The 20,891-nt window shown below is 46.1% G+C and carries 23 protein-coding genes; 5 read left to right on the forward strand and 18 right to left on the reverse strand.

All coding sequences use genetic code 11. The features are described from left to right. Positions 1–15: 15 nt before the first annotated feature. The 15 genes from TRQ7_RS05275 to TRQ7_RS05345 form a co-directional block, all read right to left on the reverse strand. Entirely contained in the window at positions 16–906 is an 891-nt protein-coding gene (locus TRQ7_RS05275) for a glycosidase (protein WP_041844172.1), read from the reverse strand. 12 nt (positions 907–918) lie between these two features. Continuing rightward, the gene (locus TRQ7_RS05280) at positions 919–1,737 is read right to left on the reverse strand and encodes a carbohydrate ABC transporter permease (RefSeq protein ID WP_041844173.1); all 819 of its coding nucleotides are present in this window, start codon (positions 1,735–1,737) and stop codon (positions 919–921) included. Beyond that, the gene (locus TRQ7_RS05285) at positions 1,734–2,606 is read right to left on the reverse strand and encodes a sugar ABC transporter permease (protein ID WP_015919282.1); all 873 of its coding nucleotides are present in this window, start codon (positions 2,604–2,606) and stop codon (positions 1,734–1,736) included. Before TRQ7_RS05285 ends, TRQ7_RS05280 begins: the two co-directional genes overlap by 4 nt. Positions 2,607–2,645: 39 nt before the next feature. Continuing rightward, entirely contained in the window at positions 2,646–3,902 is a 1,257-nt protein-coding gene (locus tag TRQ7_RS05290) for an extracellular solute-binding protein (RefSeq protein ID WP_041844174.1), read from the reverse strand. A 29-nt stretch (positions 3,903–3,931) separates the two neighbouring features. Next, positions 3,932–4,918, reverse strand: coding sequence for a LacI family DNA-binding transcriptional regulator (locus TRQ7_RS05295; protein ID WP_041844175.1), 987 nt, complete (start codon positions 4,916–4,918; stop codon positions 3,932–3,934). 176 nt (positions 4,919–5,094) lie between these two features. Continuing rightward, entirely contained in the window at positions 5,095–6,618 is a 1,524-nt protein-coding gene (gene rny / locus TRQ7_RS05300) for a ribonuclease Y (RefSeq protein WP_201771674.1), read from the reverse strand. After that, on the reverse strand, positions 6,618–7,088 hold the full coding sequence (locus TRQ7_RS05305; RefSeq protein ID WP_041844177.1) for a RecX family transcriptional regulator: 471 nt from the start codon (positions 7,086–7,088) through the stop codon (positions 6,618–6,620). Before TRQ7_RS05305 ends, rny begins: the two co-directional genes overlap by 1 nt. Continuing rightward, positions 7,033–8,088 (reverse strand): recombinase RecA, encoded by a 1,056-nt coding sequence (recA, locus tag TRQ7_RS05310; RefSeq protein WP_015919287.1) that lies wholly within the window; start codon positions 8,086–8,088, stop codon positions 7,033–7,035. The genes TRQ7_RS05305 and recA overlap by 56 nt, the downstream gene beginning before the upstream one ends. Continuing rightward, positions 8,081–8,644, reverse strand: a complete 564-nt coding sequence (gene thpR, locus TRQ7_RS05315; protein WP_041844178.1) for an RNA 2',3'-cyclic phosphodiesterase — start codon at positions 8,642–8,644, stop codon at positions 8,081–8,083. Before thpR ends, recA begins: the two co-directional genes overlap by 8 nt. Before the next feature lie 3 nt (positions 8,645–8,647). Next, positions 8,648–9,169 (reverse strand): CDP-diacylglycerol--glycerol-3-phosphate 3-phosphatidyltransferase, encoded by a 522-nt coding sequence (pgsA, locus tag TRQ7_RS05320; protein WP_041844179.1) that lies wholly within the window; start codon positions 9,167–9,169, stop codon positions 8,648–8,650. Then, positions 9,166–10,458, reverse strand: a complete 1,293-nt coding sequence (rimO, locus tag TRQ7_RS05325) for a 30S ribosomal protein S12 methylthiotransferase RimO (RefSeq protein WP_041844180.1) — start codon at positions 10,456–10,458, stop codon at positions 9,166–9,168. The genes pgsA and rimO overlap by 4 nt, the downstream gene beginning before the upstream one ends. Further along, the gene (locus TRQ7_RS05330) at positions 10,455–10,994 is read right to left on the reverse strand and encodes a DUF4416 family protein (RefSeq protein WP_041844181.1); all 540 of its coding nucleotides are present in this window, start codon (positions 10,992–10,994) and stop codon (positions 10,455–10,457) included. Before TRQ7_RS05330 ends, rimO begins: the two co-directional genes overlap by 4 nt. Continuing rightward, positions 10,982–11,557: a helix-turn-helix domain-containing protein gene (locus TRQ7_RS05335; protein ID WP_041844182.1), complete on the reverse strand. Its 576-nt coding sequence runs from the start codon at positions 11,555–11,557 to the stop codon at positions 10,982–10,984. The genes TRQ7_RS05330 and TRQ7_RS05335 overlap by 13 nt, the downstream gene beginning before the upstream one ends. A gap of 70 nt (positions 11,558–11,627) precedes the next feature. After that, positions 11,628–12,305 carry an endonuclease V gene (gene nfi / locus TRQ7_RS05340; RefSeq protein ID WP_041844183.1) on the reverse strand — a complete coding sequence of 226 codons (678 nt, stop codon included), beginning with the start codon at positions 12,303–12,305 and terminating at the stop codon, positions 11,628–11,630. Between the two features lie 6 nt (positions 12,306–12,311). Then, entirely contained in the window at positions 12,312–13,505 is a 1,194-nt protein-coding gene (locus TRQ7_RS05345; protein WP_041844557.1) for an LCP family protein, read from the reverse strand. Positions 13,506–13,548: 43 nt separating this feature from the next. Between TRQ7_RS05345 and TRQ7_RS05350 the strand changes: the two genes are divergently transcribed. Next, a complete protein-coding gene (locus TRQ7_RS05350) occupies positions 13,549–14,493 on the forward strand; it encodes an L-lactate dehydrogenase (RefSeq protein WP_038067175.1) in 945 nt (314 codons plus the stop codon). Here the strand turns inward: TRQ7_RS05350 and ecfT are convergent. Both ecfT and TRQ7_RS05360 read right to left on the reverse strand, forming a co-directional pair. Next, positions 14,446–15,249, reverse strand: coding sequence for an energy-coupling factor transporter transmembrane protein EcfT (ecfT, locus tag TRQ7_RS05355; protein ID WP_015919296.1), 804 nt, complete (start codon positions 15,247–15,249; stop codon positions 14,446–14,448). The genes TRQ7_RS05350 and ecfT overlap by 48 nt on opposite strands. Beyond that, positions 15,246–17,627: an ATP-binding protein gene (locus TRQ7_RS05360; protein ID WP_041844184.1), complete on the reverse strand. Its 2,382-nt coding sequence runs from the start codon at positions 17,625–17,627 to the stop codon at positions 15,246–15,248. Before TRQ7_RS05360 ends, ecfT begins: the two co-directional genes overlap by 4 nt. A gap of 88 nt (positions 17,628–17,715) precedes the next feature. Between TRQ7_RS05360 and minD the strand changes: the two genes are divergently transcribed. The 3 genes from minD to TRQ7_RS05375 are packed head-to-tail and all read left to right on the forward strand — an operon-like array spanning position 17,716 to position 19,222. Further along, positions 17,716–18,531, forward strand: a complete 816-nt coding sequence (gene minD / locus TRQ7_RS05365; protein ID WP_038067349.1) for a septum site-determining protein MinD — start codon at positions 17,716–17,718, stop codon at positions 18,529–18,531. 4 nt (positions 18,532–18,535) lie between these two features. Next, positions 18,536–18,811, forward strand: a complete 276-nt coding sequence (locus TRQ7_RS05370) for a hypothetical protein (protein ID WP_015919299.1) — start codon at positions 18,536–18,538, stop codon at positions 18,809–18,811. Between the two features lie 12 nt (positions 18,812–18,823). Beyond that, positions 18,824–19,222 (forward strand): secondary thiamine-phosphate synthase enzyme YjbQ, encoded by a 399-nt coding sequence (locus tag TRQ7_RS05375; RefSeq protein WP_041844185.1) that lies wholly within the window; start codon positions 18,824–18,826, stop codon positions 19,220–19,222. Here the strand turns inward: TRQ7_RS05375 and TRQ7_RS05380 are convergent. Beyond that, entirely contained in the window at positions 19,219–20,379 is a 1,161-nt protein-coding gene (locus tag TRQ7_RS05380; RefSeq protein ID WP_015919301.1) for a type III PLP-dependent enzyme, read from the reverse strand. The genes TRQ7_RS05375 and TRQ7_RS05380 overlap by 4 nt on opposite strands. A gap of 229 nt (positions 20,380–20,608) precedes the next feature. Here TRQ7_RS05380 and TRQ7_RS05385 point away from each other — a divergent pair, with 229 nt between their 5' ends. Beyond that, the gene (locus TRQ7_RS05385) at positions 20,609–20,809 is read left to right on the forward strand and encodes a cold-shock protein (protein WP_038067352.1); all 201 of its coding nucleotides are present in this window, start codon (positions 20,609–20,611) and stop codon (positions 20,807–20,809) included. The last annotated feature ends 82 nt before the right edge of the window (positions 20,810–20,891 follow it).

The raw sequence follows: 20,891 nt of genomic DNA on the forward strand, positions 1-20,891 counted from the left end.
ACTGAAAGCCCCCTGTCATTCTCTACACCACTTCATCACTTTTTCCACAGGAATTGTGGCAAGAGCGATGCAGTTGTCCGCTGCACCGTAGTACACGTAGTAGTAGCCGTTGTATTCTATCATCGCATCGCTGAAGACCACGTTTGGAACGCCGCCGAATTTTTCCCAGTCTTCCTCTGGCTCAAGGATCGGCTCTTTCGATCTCTTTATCACCTTCGTGGGATCCTCCAGGTCAAGCAGCATGAAACCAAGGCGATAGATTGGCCGGGAGGTTCCCGTGTTTTGAACACCATGGTACAGGACAAGCCAGCCGTACTCGGTCTTTATCGGAGGGGCACCAACTCCTATCTTCAGGTCATCCCACATTCCCTGACGAGGAGATGCGATCTTCACGAAGTTGTCCCAGTGTACAAGATCGTCTGAGAAGGCAAGCCACATATCAGGTGGTATTCTGTGGAACATGACGTATTTTCCGTTGATTTTCTCTGGAAACAGCGCAGCATCTTTGTTGTCTATGTCCGGTATCACAACCCCATATCTTTTCCAGGTGATGAAGTTCTTCGTCGACGCCATGGCGATTCTCACACCACGCGGTGAGTAGGCAGTGTAGAGCATGTAATATTCATCACCAATTTTTGTGATCCTGGGATCTTCCACTCCGTAGAGCTCGTCGTCACTCTTTGGTGAGAAAACGGGCTTTTCGAATTTGTTGAAGTGGATTCCGTCGGTGCTCACAGCGTAGCCGATCCTTGAGACCATGTCCTCTCCCTGGGCTCTGTAGAGCATGTGGAAAAGTTCTCCGTCGTACACCACAGCCGGGTTGAAAACAAAGCGGCTTTCCCAGAGAAAGTACGGAGAAGGTTCCAGAATGGGATTCGCCGGGTGTCTTTCGAGTTTGAGTTCCATGCTCTCCCTCCTCTACTTGAAGGACATAGAGATTCCCTGCAAGAATTGTTTCCTGAAAATCAAAAAGATGAGGACCATGGGTATCGTTTGAATCACAGACCCCGCCATCAACGGTCCAACGTAGGCTGCATACTCATGGTTGAAAGTGGCCAGAAGAACAGAAAGCGGCATTTTATTGTAGTCTTTCACCACCATGAGGGGCCAGAGGAAGTTGTCCCAGATTCCTATGAATGTGAAAAGACCCACGATAGAGAGGGTGCTTCTCGAGAGGGGAATCATCACTTTAAATATTATCCACAAGGTGCTCGCACCGTCAATCTTTGCAGCTTCTATGTAATCCTGTGGAATCGTTTTGTAGGACTGCGTGATCATAAAAAGACCCCACGCACTCATGAGAAAGGGAACGATCATGGCCGGGTAAGTATTGTAAAGGCCAAGTTTTCTTATCAACACAAAGAGAGGAATGATGAACATGAACCCCGGAAAGAGCATCTGAAAGATAATGAAGTTGAATACGGCATTGCTTCCTTTGAATCTGAGTTTTGCCAGACCGTATCCAATTATTGCAGAGGTTATGACCACAGAAAGAGTCACAGTGACTGTGACAAAAACACTGTTCAGGAAAGCCCTCAAAAAGGGGCGTTCCATCTTTTCTGCCATTGTGAATATGTACTCGTAATGTTCAAGGGTGATTCTTGTTGGAAAGAACCTGGTGAAGATCTCGTCGGCTGGCTTTATCGAGGAGAGAAACAGCCAGACATATGGATAGATCCATATCAAAGCAAGGACCAGCATCACCCCGTGGAAGATGATCTCTCTAGTCTTCTTCATACTATGGTCACCTCTTTTTCAATGACCTTTCTGATGAAGATGACTATCGAGAAGTTTATGAGAGCGGTCATGACCGCTATGGTTGTCGCGTAACTGGGATTTATCCTCTGAAAGGCGGTGTTGTACATGTAAAGCATGAATGTGAGAGTTCTGTTCATGGGACCTCCACCCGTGATCATGTATGGTTCGGTGAATATACCAAAGGAGAGGTTCACAGCCAGAATCAAAACCGTCACGATGGCAGGATTCAGGAGAGGAAGTGTGATCTTCCAGAATCTGATCCATGGAGTTGCACCATCCAGCTCTGCTGCTTCGTATATGGACTTTGGAATGGCCTGAAGTCCTGAGTAAAGAATAAGACCGTAGTATCCAACGAACTTCCATGTGACCATGATGGCTATGGTTAACATTGCAAGTTGTGGATCGGTGAACCACGGTATCGTGATACCGAAGGTGTTGTACAGGAACCTGTTTATCGGTCCCACCTCTGAAAAGATCCTCTGGAACATAATGGAGTAGGCAACACCTGAAGAGACATAAGCGACTAAGAAGCTGAGAGTCACAAAGGTTTTGAAATATTTCATTCTGTTCAGAGCGAGTGCAAACAGGATAGAAGCAACGAACACCATGGGGATGAAGTAAGAAAGAAAGTTCATCGTGTTCAGAAAAACTCTCCAGAACATCTTGTCTTCAAAGATCCGGAAGAAGTTCTGAAGGCCAATGAATCTGGGAGATCCCACGAACTTCCATTTGGAAAAAGCAAGAATCAACATCCAGACGAACGGATAGCCCCAAAATATCGCCGTGTAGAGAAGATATATCGATATCAAACTCCAACCCAATCCCGCTTCCTTCTTTTTTAGCGACATTCTATCCCTCCTGATGAAAAAGGTGAGGGGATGTCCCCCTCACCAGAGAAGTGCGTTGATCTCTTCGACGGCTCTTTTCAGTGCTTCTTCGGGGGTGGCTTTCAGGTACATGAGAGGCTCAATCAGGTACGTGGTCATAGCGTTCTGAACGTCTATAGTGTTGGTGATGAGGGCAGGTGGTACCGCATAGGCAACGTACTCGGCTATCTTCGCAAAGTATGGATCCTTCATGTACTCGGCAAACACAGGATTCGTTCCAAGATCTTCTCTGGCTGGCGGCATGTGGGTGAGTTCGATCCATTTTGCATCGTTCTGGGCATTGGAGAAGACCCATTTGATGAACTCGAACGCTTCTTTCTTATATTTGCAGTGTTTGAACATCACAAGTCCCTTGGTATCGGCGAACGTGTAGACAGGTTTGTCTTCGGGATAGTTGTCTGGAACAGGAGGAGGTGTCATCACTATGTGTGGGTAGACGTCGGGATAGTGCTCTTTCGTGTAGCTCAGATGCCACGGCCCCATGATCTGACCAAGGATTGTGCCGTTTTCAAATGGATCCTGTCCCAGATCCACAGCAGTCCAGCCGTTTTTAAAGAGGGTGTAGATAAACTCAGCAACGGCCTTTCCGTACTCATTGTCGAAAACTGCTTTTCCGTTCTCGATGTAGGGCTTTCCGCCACTTGCTGCGTAGTAGAACGTGATGAAATCAAACCATCTGTCCCACCAGTTTCTTCCGGCAACGGCTCTTATAACGTACCTTTCCTTGGGAACGACCCATTTTCTGGCGAGTTCGTACACTTCAGAGTAGGTCCTGGGAGGTCTGTCGTATCCGAGTTCCTTCAAAAGATCGCCTCTCCACCAGAAGAGCATCGGGTTGGAGTAAATGGGTATCACGTAGTAGTGTCCGTTGAGTTTCCAGCCTTCGAGTATGTTCCTCATTTTCCTTGCGTCTGCAAGTTTCCAGAACTCTTCTCCGAACTCCTCATCGAAGGCAACCAGAACATCCAGTTCTTCTGCGAGTTGAGCTGCAAAACCACTGAAGATGTTGGTACAGATATCAGGAGCGTTCCCAGCAGCGATGGCGTTCAGGATAGCTTCTTCAGAACTTCCTGCCGCTGGTATGACGGACCATTCGATCTGAACATCCGGGTGCTCTGCGTTCCATTTCTCAACGAGGGCTTTCCAGAAGGCTTCCTGGTTTGGATTTGGAGCCGTCCAGAACACGATCTTTTTGACATCAGCTAGTGCAAAGACCGAAAGAGCTACCAGAGTGATGAAAAGAACCCTTTTCCACATAAAGATCCCTCCTCTATAGAAGGTTGAGGTCATTTTGTGCTTTTTCTCTTTACAAACTGAGTGAAGACAAGTGTTCGAAGAGGATGGGGATTCACCTTTGTCAACAATTCGTGTAAGCGCTTACATGCAACACACCCCATTTCGTATTTGAACACCCTCAGTGTTGTCAGCGGTGGATCGAAATTTTCTGCGTCAACAATATCGTCGAAACCTACAACGGAAACGTCATCTGGAATTTTCAAGCCATGTTCTTTGAGTCGTTTGATCACCCAGAAGGCAATGCTGTCGTTGGATGTAAAAATGGCCTCGGGTATTCCGTAAGAGTTCAGCATTATATCTACAATTTTTCTTGTACCTTCTTCTGTATCATCGCATTCATAAAAACGAGGCATCAGACCGGCTTTTTCCATGGCGTCTTTGTAACCGTCGTATCTCATCTTGAAACCATACGGTTGAAGCGGTCCGTGAATGTGTACGATCTTTTTGAACCCTCTGGATATGAGGTAATTCGTTGCGTAAACAGCACCGTCGTATCCATCACTTATCACACAATCCACTCTTTCACCGGGTATGTAATGATCCACGAGAACAAAGGGTTTCTTCTCGGATTTCGCCTCTCTTATGAACTCTCTTGTGACGTCTCCACCAACGAATATGTATCCATCTGTGTCGGTGTACTTTGAAAATTCCTCGAGAAATTTCAATTCCACTTTTATCCCCAGTTTCTCACAATTTTCCTCTATGGCTTTTATTATCACTCCGTAGAACTCACCGAGAATACCGCTGGTTTGAAGGGGCGAAAGGATTCTTTTGCTGGCGAAGATATAAGCGTGGAACAGTTTTCCCTTCGAAGCAAGGATTTTCGCCGAAATTTCTGGCCTGTATCCAAGCTCTTCTATTGCCTTCCAGACTCTGTATCTGGTTTTCTCAGAGACGTATCCTGATCCGTTTATCACCCGTGAGACGGTGGCGATGGAAACCCCTGCAAGTTTTGCAACGTCTTCTATTGTTGGCAACCCCTACACCCCCTGTAAGCGCTTACATAACCTTTATACAAAAAATGTCCATGTTAAATCAAGTCCTGTTTTTCGCGCGTATCTGCCAAATATATCCAAACAGAGGAAATTATTCTGCTTTATGTTCAAAAATCGCAGTTTTACAAAAAAATAAAAGCCCCCTTGCGGGGGCTTTTTTATTTTGCGTAAGCAACGCTTCTTTTCTCTCTTATGACTACCACTTTCAACACACCTGGGTATTCGAGCTCTTCTTCTATCTTTTTCGAGATGTCGTAAGCGAGTTTTTCGGCGAGTGCATCGTCCACCTTGTCCGGTTCCACTATCACCCTTATTTCTCTTCCCGCCTGAATAGCGTATGCTTTTTCAACATACTTGAAGCTCTTTGCAATTTCCTCGAGTTTCATGAGTCGCTTGATGTAATTTTCCAGGCTTTCTCTTCTTGCACCTGGTCTTGCGGCAGACAGTGCATCGGCGGCTGCCACGAGCACCGCTTCTGGTGTTCTTGGATCTTCTTCTCCGTGGTGACTGAGTATCATGTTGATGATGTCTTCTTTTTCACCGTATCTTCTGGCAAGTTCTGCCCCTATGGTGGTGTGTGATCCTTCGAGTTCCTGATCCACCGCTTTTCCTATGTCGTGGAGCAGTCCACCTCTTCTTGCTTTGTCGGCATTCAAACCGAGTTCCGAAGCCATGTAGCCAGCAAGAAGAGCCACCTCTATGGAATGGTTCAAAACGTTCTGACCGTAACTTGTTCTGTATTTGAGTTTTCCAAGGAGTTTCACGAGTTCCGGGTGGAGTCCCATAACTCCTGCTTTGAATGTGGCTTCCTGTCCTGCCTCCTTTATGGCCTTCTCAACTTCCTGTTTTGCCTTTTCGTACATCTCCTCTATCCTTGCAGGATGTATCCTCCCATCTGCTACGAGTTTTTCCAGAGTGATGCGGGCGATCTCCCTTCTGAGTGGATTGAAACAGGAAAGCACAACCACTTCTGGTGTGTCGTCTATTATCAGATCGACGCCTGTGATCTTCTCAAAGGTCCTGATGTTTCTTCCTTCCCTTCCTATGATTCTCCCTTTCATATCATCGGATGGAAGAGAAACGGTGGAAACGGTGATTTCTCCCACGTAATCCGGCGCGTATCTTTGTACGGCAAACGCTATGACCTTCTTTGCTTCTTTTTCGGCCTCCTCTTCTACCTGCTCTTTCATTTCTTTGTAGAGCTTTGCAAGGTCGTGTTCGTATCTCTGTCTCGCTTCTTCCAGAATCAACTCTCTTGCTTCCTCAACGGTCATACCCGCGAGTTTGTTGAGTTCTTCGTCTATTCGTTTTTCCTTTTCTTCCACTTCTTTCATCTTCTCTTCCAGTTTTGCTTTCATTTCCTCGATCTGGATTTCTCTCTTTTCCAGATTCTCTTCCTTTCTGGTGAGAAGTTCTTCCCTTTTTAGAAGCCTTTCCTCGAGTGATCTGAGTTCTTCTTCCTTTCGTGCTCTTTCTCTTTCGAACTCTTCCCTCAATCTGTGAACTTCTTCTCTACCTTCCACAATGGCCTTTTTCTTTATCTCGTTTGCTTCCTTTTCTGCTTTTTCGAGGATGGACTTTGCGTCTTTTTCTGCCTTTTTGAGTTTTTGATTTATCTGATAATTTGCGATTAGGTATCCCACCAGAAGTCCTCCGACACCTGCGAGTACATACCACAACATCATCGTTCACCTCCATCTATTTGATCGAGAATTTCCTCGATGTGAGAAATCTCGAACCCTCTTTTGTAGAGGTAGTCTTTCATTTCCTGACGACTTTTAAAACGTACTTTCAATCTCTTCAGCTCTTCAGGAAAATCTATTTCAGAGAGAGCTCTTTCTATCGCCCTTTCGGATGTTTCTTCGTCTACTCCGAGTGATCTCAGTTTCATCTTCACGATCTTTGGTCCAAAGAGTTTCAGACGCATCTCGTCCACTGCGAAAAGATAAGCAGCCTTTTCATCGTCGATGTAGCCTTGCTTTTTCAATGTGGCGATCGTGTTTTCAATCTCTTCATCAGAAAAACCCTTGCTTTTCAAACGATTTCTCAGTTCGCTTTCAAACCTGACGCGGTATTTTAAGAGTCTCAAAGCGTACTTAAGAGGATTTGTCTGCTTTCTCTGGTTCCTTCTCCGTTTGCCGTAGTAAGCCATATTTTTCCTTTATTCTCCTTTCGATTTCCTCCGCTATTTGTGGATTTTCCTTGAGGAACTGAACGACGTTGGATCCGCCCTGTCCCAAAGAGACTTCTTCTCCTTTAAGAGTGGTGTAGTAGTACCAGCTGCCCTTCCTGGTTATAACACCTTCGTCCACCCCGATATGGAACAATTCGTACTCCCTGTCGATACCTTTTCCGTAGATGATGTAGGTTTGAGCTGTCTTGAACGGAGGTGCCACTTTGTTCTTCACGATCTTTACGTTCACCACGTTGCCTATGACGTCTTTTCCTTCCTTGAGTGCTTCTCCTCTTCTGACCTCGAGTCTCATGGTTGCATAGAACTTCAGGGCAAGGCCACCGGTTGTAGTTTCAGGGCTTCCAAACATGACGCCTATCTTCATCCTTATCTGGTTTGTGAATATGACAACTGCTTTCGATTTGTTCACACTCCCTGCGATCTTCCTCAGTGCCTGTGACATGAGACGTGCCTGAAGTCCCACCTGCATGTCTCCCATGGCACCTTCTATCTCGGCTCTGGGTACCAGTGCGGCGACGGAATCAACAACGATGAGATCCACAACACCGCTTCTCACGAGTTCGTCCACTATCTCGAGTGCCTGCTCTCCGTGATCAGGCTGGGAGATGAGAAGGCTCTTCAAATCCACACCAAGATTTTTCGCGTACACGGGATCGAGGGCATGCTCTGCGTCTATGAAAGCGGCCACACCACCCATCTTCTGGGCTTCCGCTATAGCGTGAAGTGCCAGCGTGGTCTTTCCGCTGGACTCCGGTCCGAAGATTTCCACGATCCTTCCCCTTGGGTATCCTCCAACGCCGGTTGCGATGTCGATCGCGATGGAGCCCGTCGGAATGACCTCCACAGGCTGGACCTGGGTTTCGTCACCCAGTATCATTATGGAACCCTTGCCGAAGTTTTCTTCTATCCTCTTCAAGGCCTTCTCCAGTACACTCTTTTTCTGCTTTTCCTCAGCCATGTCTGATCAATCCTCCTTCGAAATGACATTCGTAAAGTGCTCTGTAAATGGGACCTGAAGGTGTCAGTGTGGAGGAATAAATCTTAAAACTGTCCACCGCCACCTCAACGGGGGAAAAATCGATGTCTTCAACCAGTTTTTCCCACTTGTCAGGATAATACTTCACTCTGCCTATGGTGATATGGGGTATGAACTTCTCTTCAAAAGAAAAACCGTGATGTGAAAGTTCATTTCTCAGCTCCTCGTACAACCTGTTGAGACGGTCTGCGTTTTCCACTCCAAGCCAGAAAACCCGGGGGGCTTTCCCCCTTCTGAAATATCCGAAACCTTTCACCGTGAAAGAAAACGAAGGAAACCCTCTCACACGCCTGCAAAGATGCTCTGCTATCTCAGAAACTTTCTGTTCAGTGACTTCTCCAAGAAAAAAGAGGGTGAGATGCAAGCTTTCTTCAGAAACCCAACTTGCACCGAAACCTCTTTTCATGAGTTTTTCGATAACTTCAGAAGCCTGTTTTTTGACCTCATCGTTCACATCGATGGCAATGAAGGTTCTCATGTGCTATCCCTCCATATTCATAAATCTTGCAAGGTCCATCGTGTACGTGATCCCGGACAGAATTGTTACTGCAAGCGATATGATCACGAGTGACTGCAGAATCGGTGGTTCAAGAAATCCCAGTTTGAGAAGAAAAACTCCTATCAGCACCACAAACTGAGATACGGTTTTCATCTTTCCTGTCCATCTGGCTGGAACGACGTTTCCCCTGCTCGCTGCCAGGATCCTGAGACCGTTCACAAAGGTGTCCCTTGCAAAAACAGTCAGAACGTACCAGATCGGAAGAATATCCATCATCGAAACGGCTGTGGATATCACAAGGATCTTGTCTGCCACCTGATCGAAGACCTTTCCGAAGTCCGTAATCTGATTTCTCCTTCTTGCGAAGAAACCATCCAGATAGTCTGTGAACGCAGCAAACAGGAAAACAAAAAAAGCCAGAGCGTACCAGCCTTCCATGTAGAACCAGACAACAGGTATCGTCAGAACTGCCCTCAGAATGGAAAAGAAGTTCGCCAGATTCATCGAGCAATCCCCCACATGTCGTACTCATCGTGTTCTTCTATGGTTACTTCGAGAAAATCTCCCATCTCACCCCTTCCTTTTATGAAAACAACTCCGTCCACCTCGGGAGCTTCTGTAAAGGTGCGCCCTATCAGATAGCCGTTTTCTCTTCCCTCAACGAGTGCCTTCATACTTTTTCCAATGAACCTATCCAGTCTTTCGTAGGAGATCTCTGCTTGAAGAAGCAAGAGTTCTTCCTGTCTTCTTCGGGCTGTTTCTGGATCGACTTTGTTTTTCAAAGAAGAAGCGACTGTTCCTTCCTCGTCCGAGTAAACAAAAACACCGAGTTTGTCGAATTTTACCTCTTCCACGAATCTCTTCAACTCTTCAAAATCTTCTTCAGTTTCTCCTGGAAAGCCCACTATTACACTGGTTCTGAGAACAGCATCCGGGGCTTTATCTCTTATTCTCAACAACATGTTTTTCAACTCTTTAGAACTTCTGATCCTTCCCATGAGGGTCAGTATCCTGTCGCTTCCATGCTGAACGGGAACGTCGAAGTAGTTCACAACCTTTTCCAGTTTCAGGATGGTGTCTATTATCTCGTCCGTCAGGTGATCGGGATGAAGGTACATGACCCTAATCCAGAAATCACCCTTTAGACTGTTCAGCCGTCTCAAAAGATCAGACAGGGCCTGTTTCCCGTAGAGATCTTCACCGTAAGAGGTCGTATCCTGGGCAACCAGGATTATTTCCTTTTTTCCCTCTGCAAGAAGATCTTCCACCTCGTGAACTATGTCTTCTATGCTTCTACTTTTCAGGTTCCCTTTGAAGGCGGGTATGGAACAAAAGGTACACTTTCTGTTGCAACCGTCGGATATTTTCACGTACGCGTAGGGCTTTTCCTCCAGATTTACCCTCTTTCTGTAGCTGTAGACAGTCTCAGGACGCTGTGGTACCAGATCCTCTCCGTTCTCGAGAAGCGAGACGATTTTTTCCGGAGCGACAACGCCTATCCACTGGTCCACCTCCGGAATTTCTTTTTTCAGTTCCCTGTAGTATCGCTGAACGAGACATCCTTTCACAACGAGTCTGTAACCGTAATCCTCTTTTGCCTCGACGAACGAGAGGATCTCATCTATCGATTCTTTCTTGGCATCCTCGATGAAGGCACAGGTGTCGAGCACAATGATGTCCGCTTCCTCAACGTTGTGGACGACTTCGTGACCTTTCTCCTTGAGAAGACCTGCCAGAACTTCACAGTCTGCTTCGTTCTTTGGACAGCCAAGCACCTTTATTCCAACTTTCACTTCAAGATTTTCCTCCTCTTCTTCAGATAGATCTCTCTGATCCTTTCCAGATGTTTTTTGTACTCTTCCTCTCTGTAGTTTGGATACGTGAACTCCATGTCTTTGAACCTTCCTCTCACGTAAGCGAGCGTCACTTCGGCGTAGATTCCCTTTCCTATGTAGATGCGGTTCCCCCAGTGCTTTGTTGACGCAAGAACGAACTGTGTATGGTGGATGTATCCTGGGTCGATGTTCACCCTTCTCTTTCCCTCTATAGAAAACATCTTCTCTATGGAGTTCGTCTCCAGTTTTATGTCCGCAAGCTGATGAGGATGTATGAGTCTTTCAAAACTCACCAGTTTTCCCTTCAGACCCTGTCCCATTTCTTCTGAATAGTAAAGGGTGTATTTTTCAAAATCGAGGCTGTCGGAAATGTAATCCATTGGTCCAAATCTTTCTTCGAGAACAGGCTTTAATTCGTTGAACCAGTAATCTATGTGAGATGCGAATATGAACATGACCAGATTCACCAGATCCGGTACCTTCACCTCTCCCACTGGACCCTCACCTCGAACTCTTTGAGTTTTATCTTCCACTCTTCAGATGCAGTTCTCAAGATGACCTCGCCCTGAGTCTCCACCGTGTACTTTCCTTCCGAAAGTGGGATTGTTCCTTTCACCGTTTTGCCGTTTAGAATCACTTCATCTGAAGTGATCAGGTACGCTGGTGGTGTTCTCTGCAGTCTGAGATTTTCAAAGATCGCAAAAGCAAGAAGCATCACTCCTATCACCAGAAATGGAATCAGAACAAGGTTGTGACTTCTGCTTTTTTCCTCCTCTTTCTTTCTCTTCTCTTTCTTTTCTTCCGGTGCTATGTCGCTTTTTCCTTCTTCGTACATTTTGAGCATCTCTTCTGGAGGGAGTTCTAAAAATTCTGCGTATCGTTTTATGTAGCTTTTGACATAGATTTCTGCGTCGAGATTTTGAAGATCTCCCTCTTCAATGCGTTTCAGTTTAGAGGGATTTATGTTTGTAAACAAAGACGCATCAAGGAGCGTGATGCCTTTTTCTTCACGCTTTTTCCTGAAAATTTCCCCCATTTTTTTCCATTTTTCGCTCAAAACAATCTCCCTCCAGACATCCGTCTGGTTCAAGGCTGAATCTATTTTATCACAGTCCGGAAAAAACTTCTCAGAAGAGACTCCTCTTCAAGCGCTGGGTGTAGATGTGTGCCATTCTGGTGGGCTCTGGAAGTCTTCTTCCAGGTAAGGTGAACGACTTGACCAGCCTGATGGAACTTTCCACATCTATAAGATGGCCGGGGGAGACAAAGATGGGGGCACTTCCTTCCCTGGTCCTCATCACACAGCCTATTATCTCTTCGTTATCGTAGAGATAACTCCAGGAACATCTTCTGTTCTCCGGTTCTCTGTAGGTTCCATAGAGCCTCGACTTTGCTACACCGATCGTTGGTATCTCTATGAAGAGTCCCATGTGCGACGCGATACCGAGTTTTCTTGGATGTGCGATACCCTGTCCATCGAAGACCACAACGTCTGGCTTCGTCTTCAGTTTTTCCCATGCTTTCAAAAACAGAGGGCCTTCTCTGAAGGCAAGAAGTCCTGGAATGTATGGAAAATCAACCTTTCCTCTCTCTGAGACGAGTTCCACTATCTTGAAGGTGGGATATTCCATCACTACGATCACAGCAAGTCCTTCTTCTCTTTTTGGAAACGAAAGATCAACCCCCGCCACGTACTTCGGTTCACCCTCAAAGGGTTTGAAGAGAATCTTCTCTCTCAGAACATTCTGGATCTTCATTGCCTCTTCTGGGGATAGATCCCACTCGTGAAGTTTTTTGTAGGTCACCTCTTCTCACTCCCTGAAATCATCTATCAATATCAGCGCTGAAACAGGAAAATCCAGGTATATCCTGTTTTCTGCCAGTTTTTCCAGAATGAAATAGTATTCTTCGAAATCTTCTTTTCTGTCGAATCGATGAACCGTGAACCTCCTCGACGGGTGTGCTTTTTTGAGAATCTCCAGGATTTCTTTTTCTTTCTCTATCTGCGCTATGAAGACCTGATCACCTTCTAATTCTCTGGATATACCAACGTCCTCCCAGACGACTCGATCTGGTTCAAATCCTACCCTTTCTTTCCAGACACCCCTTAGATTTGCCTCGAACACCCTTGAAACGAGTGAAGAAATGTTCACAACCACCAGATTCAACGAAGAGGTTTCCATGCTGTCTTCTTCAAACAATTTTTCCTTGAACATAGAAAGTTCCTTTTCGTTCACAAAGACCTCTCCGTTTTCACTCACAACGTAGGGAAGCGTGAAAAACTGCATCTTCAATCCTTCTCTTACCTTCAAAAAGAGCGTTAGAAGTTCGGAGAGTTTTATGTTCGTTTCGATGTAGGGACTCACCTTTCTGTATATGTTCGAGATCTCAAAAGGACTTTTGTTCAGAGCCTTGCTGAGGAGTTTTTTGAGCACGTCCTTCTGGCGTTCTATTCGTGCGAGATCCCCCATGGAGTCCTTTCTGTATCTAATGTACGCAAGAAGCTGTTTGCCAGACAACATGTAAGGTACACCAGGTTTGAAGTCTATGACGAGATCTTGAGAGAGGTCTTCATAGAACATCACTTCGTTCGGGATCACCTTCACCGGTCCGAGTTCATCTCCGAGAACCCTGAATGCCCTGTAGTCGAAAACCACGTAGGAATCTATCTTCATTCCGAAAATCGATTCGACGATCTGAAAGAGCTTTTCAATTCCAAAGGAGTTATAAATGGAGTTGATCTTTCTTCCCCCAATCATCAGATCACGGGGTATGGAAACAAAGGAGAGCACTCCCTTTTTCCAGTCGAGCACACCGAGCACTATCACATCGGTTCGAACGGTGTGCTCGATCTCTTCGTCTTTTCCGAGAACAAGAAAGACATAAGGATTCTTCACTTCTCCTTTGAAAAGAAAAGACACCACTCTGTTCAGGAAAAATATGGATGATATAATTAAAAAGAAGGCTAAACTAATTGATAAAAAAAGCAGTATTTTTTTCGTCATGCCATCACCCTGTCTGTATTCTATCACCACGGAGGTGATATCCATGAAGATAGGCATAGTTGGTCTTGGAAGAGTGGGTTCCAGTACCGCTTTTGCACTTCTGATGAAAGGACTGGCAAGGGAAATGGTGTTGATCGACGTCGACAGAAAGAGGGCAGAAGGAGACGCCCTCGACCTCATACACGGGACACCGTTCACAAGGCGTACAAACATATACGCAGGAGACTATAAAGACCTGAAAGGATCCGATGTGATCGTAATTGCTGCGGGTGTTCCGCAGAAACCGGGTGAGACCAGGCTCCAGCTTCTTGGAAGAAACGCCAGGGTGATGAGAGAGATAGCCCGGAACGTTTCAAAATACGCTCCTGATTCCATCGTGATAGTTGTTACAAACCCGGTTGACGTGCTGACCTACTTTTTCCTCAAGGAATCTGGAATGGACAGAAGGAAGGTTTTTGGATCGGGAACCGTTCTGGATACCGCAAGGCTTCGAACTCTGATTGCCCAGCACTGTGGTTTTTCCCCAAGAAGTGTTCACGTGTATGTGATAGGAGAGCATGGTGATTCTGAAGTTCCAGTCTGGAGCGGTGCCATGATCGGTGGTATACCCCTTCAAAACATGTGCCAGATCTGCAACAGGTGCGATTCTCATATCCTTGAAGAGTTTGCAGAGAAGACTAAAAGAGCAGCGTACGAGATCATAGAAAGAAAGGGAGCAACACATTACGCTATTGCCCTTGCGGTAACAGACATAGTGGAGACGATTTTCTTCGATGAAAAAAGAGTTCTGACACTTTCGGTGTACCTTGAGGATTACCTCGGAATACAGGACGTGTGTATCAGCGTTCCTGCGGTCCTTGGTAGGCATGGTGTGGAAAGGATCCTGAAACTTGAGTTAAGCGAAGAAGAAATGAAAGCATTCAGAGAATCCGCAAAAATATTAAAGAGTGCCATTGAAGAGATTCTGGCCGAAGAGAACAAAGAGTAAAACACACAGAGTGAACAGAATGTACAGGGTGTCGGTGAGTTTCCACTCAAGGTCTCTGTACTTCACCCTGGGTGGCTCTCCCGTGTAAAGACGAGCCTCCATTGCTGTTGCGAGTTCCTCTGCCTTTCTCAAGGCAGAGGCCAGCAGAGGAACGATGATCACAACGAGGGCTTTCAATCTATCGATGAACCTTCCTCTTTCGAAATTTGCCCCCCTGGCTATCTGGGCCTTCAGTATCCTGTCTGCTTCCAGGGCCAGAATGGGAACAAACCTCATGGCAATCGTCATAACCATGCCGATCTCATGGCCCAGTTTTCTTGCCCCAAGAAGTGAAAAGAGACTCTCTATCGCCCGCGCCGTCAGCAAGGGAGGGGTGGTGGCGGAGAAGTTCTCTGCAAGAAGAATGATCAGAAGCAGTCTCAGGAGTATGTAAACGGCCGACAGGATCGCCTTATCCGTTATAAACCAGACGATTCTTCTGCCATCCTGAGGTGAGAGAAACTGTACCACCACAGCGAAAATTATCAGAAACCACAGGCTTTTCAATCCTGCAAGATATATCCTGAACCCAGTTCTGCTGAGAAGTATAAGCAAAAAAACGACCGCACCGGGAACGATGTAAAAAACAAGATTGGGCACGATGAGAATGGAAGTTATCAGAAGAATCATGCCCAGGAGTTTCGCACGTGGATCGATTTTGTGTACAATCGAATCTGTCGGAATGTACCTTCCGATGAGAACCGTCGGTAGCCTCATTTTTTGCCCTTTTTCTTTTTGTTCCTTTCCTCGTAAGCACCGTCGAGGAGTTTTTTCATCTTTTTCAGCTCACGATAGACAAGGTAGTTCACACTGCCCCTTTCGAACTTACCCGTTCTGGTGAGTTTTCCTGCTTTCATTCCCGTTACGATCTCTATCGCGTCGTCCACCGTCTCCACGGTCCATATGTGAAAGAGCCCTTTTTTCATGGCCTGAACGATTTCATCTTTCAACACAAGATTCTTCGCGTTGGCCTTTGGTATGATCACACCCTGCTCTCCATCGAATCCCCGGCTCTTGCATGCCCTGAAAAATCCTTCGACCTTCTCGATTATTCCTCCAACCGGCTGGACTTCTCCATGCTGGTTTATAGAACCCGTTACAGCTATTCCCTGCTTTATGGGAACTTTAGAAATGGCCGAAAGAAGTGCGAGTGCTTCCGCAAGAGAAGCACTGTCCCCTTCCACTTCACTGTAGACCTGCTCGAAACTGATGGATGCACTCACAGAGAGAGGAAATTCCTGGGCGTACCTGCTTCCGAGGAACCCTTCCAGTATCAACACCGCCTTGCTGTGGATTTTTCCACTGAGATCCGCTTCTCTCTGAATGTCCACAACCCCTGGTCTTCCAAGATAAACCTTCGCCGTGATCTTCACAGGCACTCCAAAAGAGTAATCTCCAAGATCGAGTACCGTCAGGCCGTTAACCTGACCAACTTTTGATCCGGTTACCTCGATCATGAGATCGAATTTCTTTATCATTTCATCGTATTTTTCTTCAAGAAGATTCTTCCTTTTCTCCATCGCATCAAAGGCCCTGATGACGTGCGAGGATGTGGTTACCGTTGAACCATCCATCCTTGCCAGTTCACCGGATTCAACTATGAGGTTCACTATGTCTCCAAAAACTGCGGAGAGTTTGGTGCTGTCTTTTGCGTGCCTCATGGCATACCAGATGACTCTTTTCACGGCTCCCTTGTCGAAATGAGGCAGGTTCTTCTCCCGGCAAACGGCAGATATGAAGGATGTGTACTTCTGGACGTTGAGTTCATTTCTGGGAATTTCCCAGTCGAACTCTGCCTTTATCTTGAACAGTTTCCTGAAATCCGGATCCAGTTCGTAGAGAAGTTCATAAAGATAGGGTGTTCCTATGACGACAACTTTCAGGTTGAGAGGGATTTTATCGGGCTTCAACGTGATGGTATTGGAAATTCCGAGAGTGGTTTCCAGGTTTTCCACGCCGATTTGCCCTTCCAGGAGAACTCTCTTCAGGTTGTACCACACATAGGGTTGACTAAGGAGCCTTTCTGCTTCGAGGATCAAAAAACCACCGTTTGCCCTGTGAACGCTTCCGGATCTTATCATCGTGAAGTCGGTCTGAAGGAATCCTCCTCTCACGTAGTATTCAATTTTTCCAAACAGGTTGGAGTACGTGGGATTTGTCTCGTAAATCACGGGGGCACCATCCAGACCGGAGTTGTCCACGATCAGATTCAGGGAGTACTTCCTCATGTAGATTTCTTTTCTCTCTTTGGCGTCCATTTTCAAAAAATCGATCAGGTTTTCCATTATGTCCTTCTTTATATCCTCCAGGAATTTCCTTATCGTTTCTCCTTCGAATTCGCTCTCCACTTCAGAAAAGAGGGGTTCTATAGCGAAAAGGGCTGTTCTTTTGTGAAACTCTTCGAGGGATTTTCTGAACTCTATATCCAGTTTTCTGATCCTGTAGAGTGTGCCATCGACAAGGTGTTTCAGTTTTATCTGTCTTTCTTCGATCTCCCTTTTTGCACTGTCTGGCAGAGCGTTTATTGCCTCTGGTGAAAGGGGTTTGCCATCCACCACGGGGAGCATCACGACACCAGCGGGCGTCAGTTGAACCATGAAACCAAGTTCTCTTGCCTTTGCTTCAAGACTTTCCCAGAGTTCTTTTCTCATACGAGAGAATCTTTCTTCCATTTCAGAAATCCTTCTGGCGAATTCTTCGCTCTCGAAGGCTTTGTTCAGAACTTCTACCACTTCGTTTATCAGATCCTCGAGCCTTTTCTTGAAAATCCTACCCTGACCTGGTTTGAAGGATATCGCCCTTGGTTCATAGGGATTTTCGAAGTTGTAAACGTAACCCCAGTCTTCTGGAACGGGAAGGTTTTTTGCTGCATTCTGGAGCATCATCTGAACGAATGTGCGTCGTCCTGTCCCGGTAACACCGGTGACGAACACGTTGTAGCCTTTCTCTCTGATCTTTATTCCCATCTCTATGGCTTCTCTTGCTTTCTTCTGACCTATGAACCCTTCACTGGGAGGAATTTCCTCTGTGGTGCGGAAATTCATGAAGTCAAGGTCGAAATTGTTTATTTCCTCCGGTTTAAGTTTTCTGATCATAATGCCACCCCTTTTTTGCGTGATCACATTTTATTGTACAATATTCGAAGAGGAAGTGACTCAGTTGAAACGAGAAAGGGTGGGATTGATGGGAAACGTCATAGTGGTTACTTCCGGTAAAGGAGGGGTGGGTAAAACCACCGTCACCGCCAACCTCGGATGTGCCCTTGCAAAACTTGGAGAAAAGGTCTGTCTTATCGATGCGGACATAGGCTTGAAGAACCTCGATATAGTACTTGGCCTTGAGAACAGAATAGTTTACACGCTGATTGATGTGGTGAACGGAAAGGTCTCCCCCCAGGAGGCCCTGGTCAGACACAAGGTGCTGAAAAACCTCTACCTTCTTCCTGCCTCTCAGATAGCCACAAAGGAGATGGTCTCTCCTGAAGACATGAAATCGATTGTCAAAGAACTGGTGCCGAATTTCGACTACATAATCATCGACTCCCCGGCGGGTATCGAGAGGGGATTCAGAAACGCTGTAGCACCGGCTGAAAGAATCCTGGTGGTCACCACCCCGGAGGTTCCCGCTATCTCCGACGCAGACAGGGTGATAGGACTTTTGGAGAACTTCGGCTTCTCGGATGATAAGATTCATGTCGTGATCAACAGATTCAAGCCACATATGGTGAAAAAAGGAGAGATGCTCACCACGGATGACATCAAACACACCCTCTCTCTGGAGATCATAGCCGTTATACCGGATTCTGAGGAGATCATCATCGCTTCTAACACTGGAACACCCGTTTCTTTGAACGGAAATACCAGGATCTCCAAAAACTTCGAAAATCTTGCAAGGAGAATACGGGGAGATAGGGTGCCTCTGGAAGAAGATTTCGCAACCGTATCCAGGGGGTTCTTTGATTCTCTAAAGGATTTCTTCTCAAAATTCAAGAGGGGATGATACGATGAAGTTTCTGTTCTGGGAGTTTGGAAAGAAGAAAAAGAGCAGGGATACCGCCAGAAAAAGACTGGAACAAATTGTCGGACAGACGAAGAGAAAGCAAATGAACATAACGGAGATCATTCCAAAGGAGGTCCTTGATAAAAACTCCGACAAGATAAAGGAGAGGATCGCAAGTTGGCTCTCTGAGACGTTCAACGTGGAAAAGGACAAGATAAAAATAGACCTGGAAGAAAGGGAAGGCCACGTTGTTATAATCACAAACGTGTTCTTCAAGTAGGGGGTGTAAAAGATGGTGAAGAAGTTGACGTTACGATCTTCCTCCCGTACTCAGTTCATCGATATCACATCAGAGGTTATTCGGGTGATAGAGGAATCGAAGGTGAAAAGCGGCATCTGTGTGGTCTTTGTTCCGCACACGACCGCAGGTGTGACGATAAACGAAAACGCCGATCCAAGCGTAAGACACGATATAATGACCACGCTTGGAAAACTCGTTCCTGCCGCGGCAAATTATACGCACCTTGAAGGAAACGCAGATTCCCACATAAAAGCTTCTCTCGTTGGCTCATCCGTTACACTCATAATAGAGAACGGCCGGCCGCTGCTTGGAACGTGGCAGGGGATTTATTTCTGCGAGTTCGATGGTCCAAGAACAAGAAGCGTTTATGTGAAAGTTATGGAAGACTAAAGAAGACTTGCCTTCATTTTCTCTTCCAGAGAAATCTCCGTGAGTTCCTCCACGAACACCATTTTCGGTGGTTCTATTCCGTTGAAATACGTGTTGTACTCCACCGTGTATGCTCCTGCATTGACAAAACAGACAAGATCGTTCAGGGTGATGGTTTTTGGGAGGAGAATCCTATCGTATATAACGTCAACACTGTCGCAAGTTGGCCCTGCAAGATGATACTCTTCCAGTTCGTCGTTTTCTTTTCCCAGCACTCTCACTTCGTACTCGAAATTTTGCATGGTTTCGGCAAGACCATGGAACACACCGGCGTCCAGGTAGACCCACTTTTCTCCATTTCGTTCGCTTTTCAAAAGCACTTTCGTGACCAGCCAGCCGGCTTCTCCCACCATGTACCTTCCAGGTTCTGAGATGAGTTTCAATCCGTGAACGAACCATAGGTTTTCATCGATGGCTTCTTCGATGACTCTTCCTATTTCTTCCATCGTTGGAATGGGCTTTCTGTGTTGAACAGGAAATCCTCCACCGACGTTCAACAGAAAGAGATTCAATCCGGACCTCATGGCTTTTTTGAAGATCTTTCCAGCAACAGAGATTGCTTTTCTCCAGCTTTCAGGGTTCAGATTCTGAGACCCCACATGGAAACTCACTCCGGCGGGGATCAGTTTCATCTTTGCTGCATAGAAAAGGAGATCCAGAGCGTGATCCGGGTCGGTACCGAACTTTCTGGAAAGGGGCCAGTCCGCATCGGATCCATCCGTTGCTATTCTCACGAAGATCCTGCTGCCCGGTGCACTGATCGCTACTTTTTCTATCTCCATTTCACTGTCAACAGCGAAAAGTCTGATTCCGTTTTTGTACGCAAACGCTATGTCTTCTTCTTTCTTTATGGTGTTACCAAAACTCATTCGCTTGCCCGAAATTCCAAGGGCAAGGAGTTTTTCTATCTCTCCTTTCGATGCTACGTCAAAATTGCATCCCAGTTTTGCCAAAAGCGAAAGAATACGGGGATGGGAATTTGCTTTCACAGCGTAGTAAATATCGGCACCCTTCAACGCTGCTTTCATTTCTAAGAATTTCTTCTCCACAACGGAAAGGTCAAAAAGAAGAAACGGTGTTTTGGTTACCTCAAGGGCTCTTCGCACCCAGTATTCCATTTCAGATCCTCCCTGAAGAGTTTTTGCATATAAAGAATAGTGGAAGATGTCCCCTTTAAAAAGTAAATTTACGTTAAGATGATCTGACGTATAATGAACGATGGTATTACAAAATACGGTATCCTTCTTCAGGAAAGAAAAACAAACGTTTTGACAAAGCGCGTTCCGGGGTGTACACTTAGGAAGTGCCGCATTGAGCGGAAAGATTTTGAAAAGGAGTGATTTTTTCATGAGAGGTACGGTTAAGTGGTTTGACTCCAAGAAAGGCTACGGTTTCATCACCATGGAGAACGGAGAAGACATCTTCGTGCACTGGTCAGCGATCCAGATGGATGGTTTCAAGACCCTCAGGGAAAACGAACCTGTTGAGTTCGATGTCCAGCAGGGAACCAAGGGCCCTCAGGCTGTCAATGTGAGACCTGTTAGATAATCGAGGACGAAACCAATCCAGGCCCCGGTGTTCATCACCGGGGCTTTTTTTGATATATTAGAAATCGGACTCAAAAAATCGG

The organism is Thermotoga sp. RQ7 (assembly GCF_000832145.1).
GTDB classification, from domain to species: domain Bacteria; phylum Thermotogota; class Thermotogae; order Thermotogales; family Thermotogaceae; genus Thermotoga; species Thermotoga neapolitana.

Excerpts from the sequence above, each read along its gene's own strand:
- TRQ7_RS05275 (WP_041844172.1), bottom strand. The coding sequence starts at position 906 with ATGGAACTCAAACTCGAAAGACACCCGGCGAATCCCATTCTGGAACCT.
- TRQ7_RS05280 (WP_041844173.1), bottom strand. The coding sequence starts at position 1,737 with ATGAAGAAGACTAGAGAGATCATCTTCCACGGGGTGATGCTGGTCCTT.
- TRQ7_RS05285 (WP_015919282.1), bottom strand. The coding sequence starts at position 2,606 with ATGTCGCTAAAAAAGAAGGAAGCGGGATTGGGTTGGAGTTTGATATCG.
- TRQ7_RS05290 (WP_041844174.1), bottom strand. The coding sequence starts at position 3,902 with ATGTGGAAAAGGGTTCTTTTCATCACTCTGGTAGCTCTTTCGGTCTTT.
- rny (WP_201771674.1), bottom strand. The coding sequence starts at position 6,618 with ATGTTGTGGTATGTACTCGCAGGTGTCGGAGGACTTCTGGTGGGATAC.
- TRQ7_RS05305 (WP_041844177.1), bottom strand. The coding sequence starts at position 7,088 with ATGGCTTACTACGGCAAACGGAGAAGGAACCAGAGAAAGCAGACAAAT.
- recA (WP_015919287.1), bottom strand. The coding sequence starts at position 8,088 with ATGGCTGAGGAAAAGCAGAAAAAGAGTGTACTGGAGAAGGCCTTGAAG.
- thpR (WP_041844178.1), bottom strand. The coding sequence starts at position 8,644 with ATGAGAACCTTCATTGCCATCGATGTGAACGATGAGGTCAAAAAACAG.
- pgsA (WP_041844179.1), bottom strand. The coding sequence starts at position 9,169 with ATGAATCTGGCGAACTTCTTTTCCATTCTGAGGGCAGTTCTGACGATA.
- TRQ7_RS05345 (WP_041844557.1), bottom strand. The coding sequence starts at position 13,505 with ATGACGAAAAAAATACTGCTTTTTTTATCAATTAGTTTAGCCTTCTTT.
- TRQ7_RS05350 (WP_038067175.1), top strand. The coding sequence starts at position 13,549 with ATGAAGATAGGCATAGTTGGTCTTGGAAGAGTGGGTTCCAGTACCGCT.
- ecfT (WP_015919296.1), bottom strand. The coding sequence starts at position 15,249 with ATGAGGCTACCGACGGTTCTCATCGGAAGGTACATTCCGACAGATTCG.
- TRQ7_RS05360 (WP_041844184.1), bottom strand. The coding sequence starts at position 17,627 with ATGATCAGAAAACTTAAACCGGAGGAAATAAACAATTTCGACCTTGAC.
- minD (WP_038067349.1), top strand. The coding sequence starts at position 17,716 with ATGGGAAACGTCATAGTGGTTACTTCCGGTAAAGGAGGGGTGGGTAAA.
- TRQ7_RS05370 (WP_015919299.1), top strand. The coding sequence starts at position 18,536 with ATGAAGTTTCTGTTCTGGGAGTTTGGAAAGAAGAAAAAGAGCAGGGAT.
- TRQ7_RS05375 (WP_041844185.1), top strand. The coding sequence starts at position 18,824 with ATGGTGAAGAAGTTGACGTTACGATCTTCCTCCCGTACTCAGTTCATC.
- TRQ7_RS05380 (WP_015919301.1), bottom strand. The coding sequence starts at position 20,379 with ATGGAATACTGGGTGCGAAGAGCCCTTGAGGTAACCAAAACACCGTTT.
- TRQ7_RS05385 (WP_038067352.1), top strand. The coding sequence starts at position 20,609 with ATGAGAGGTACGGTTAAGTGGTTTGACTCCAAGAAAGGCTACGGTTTC.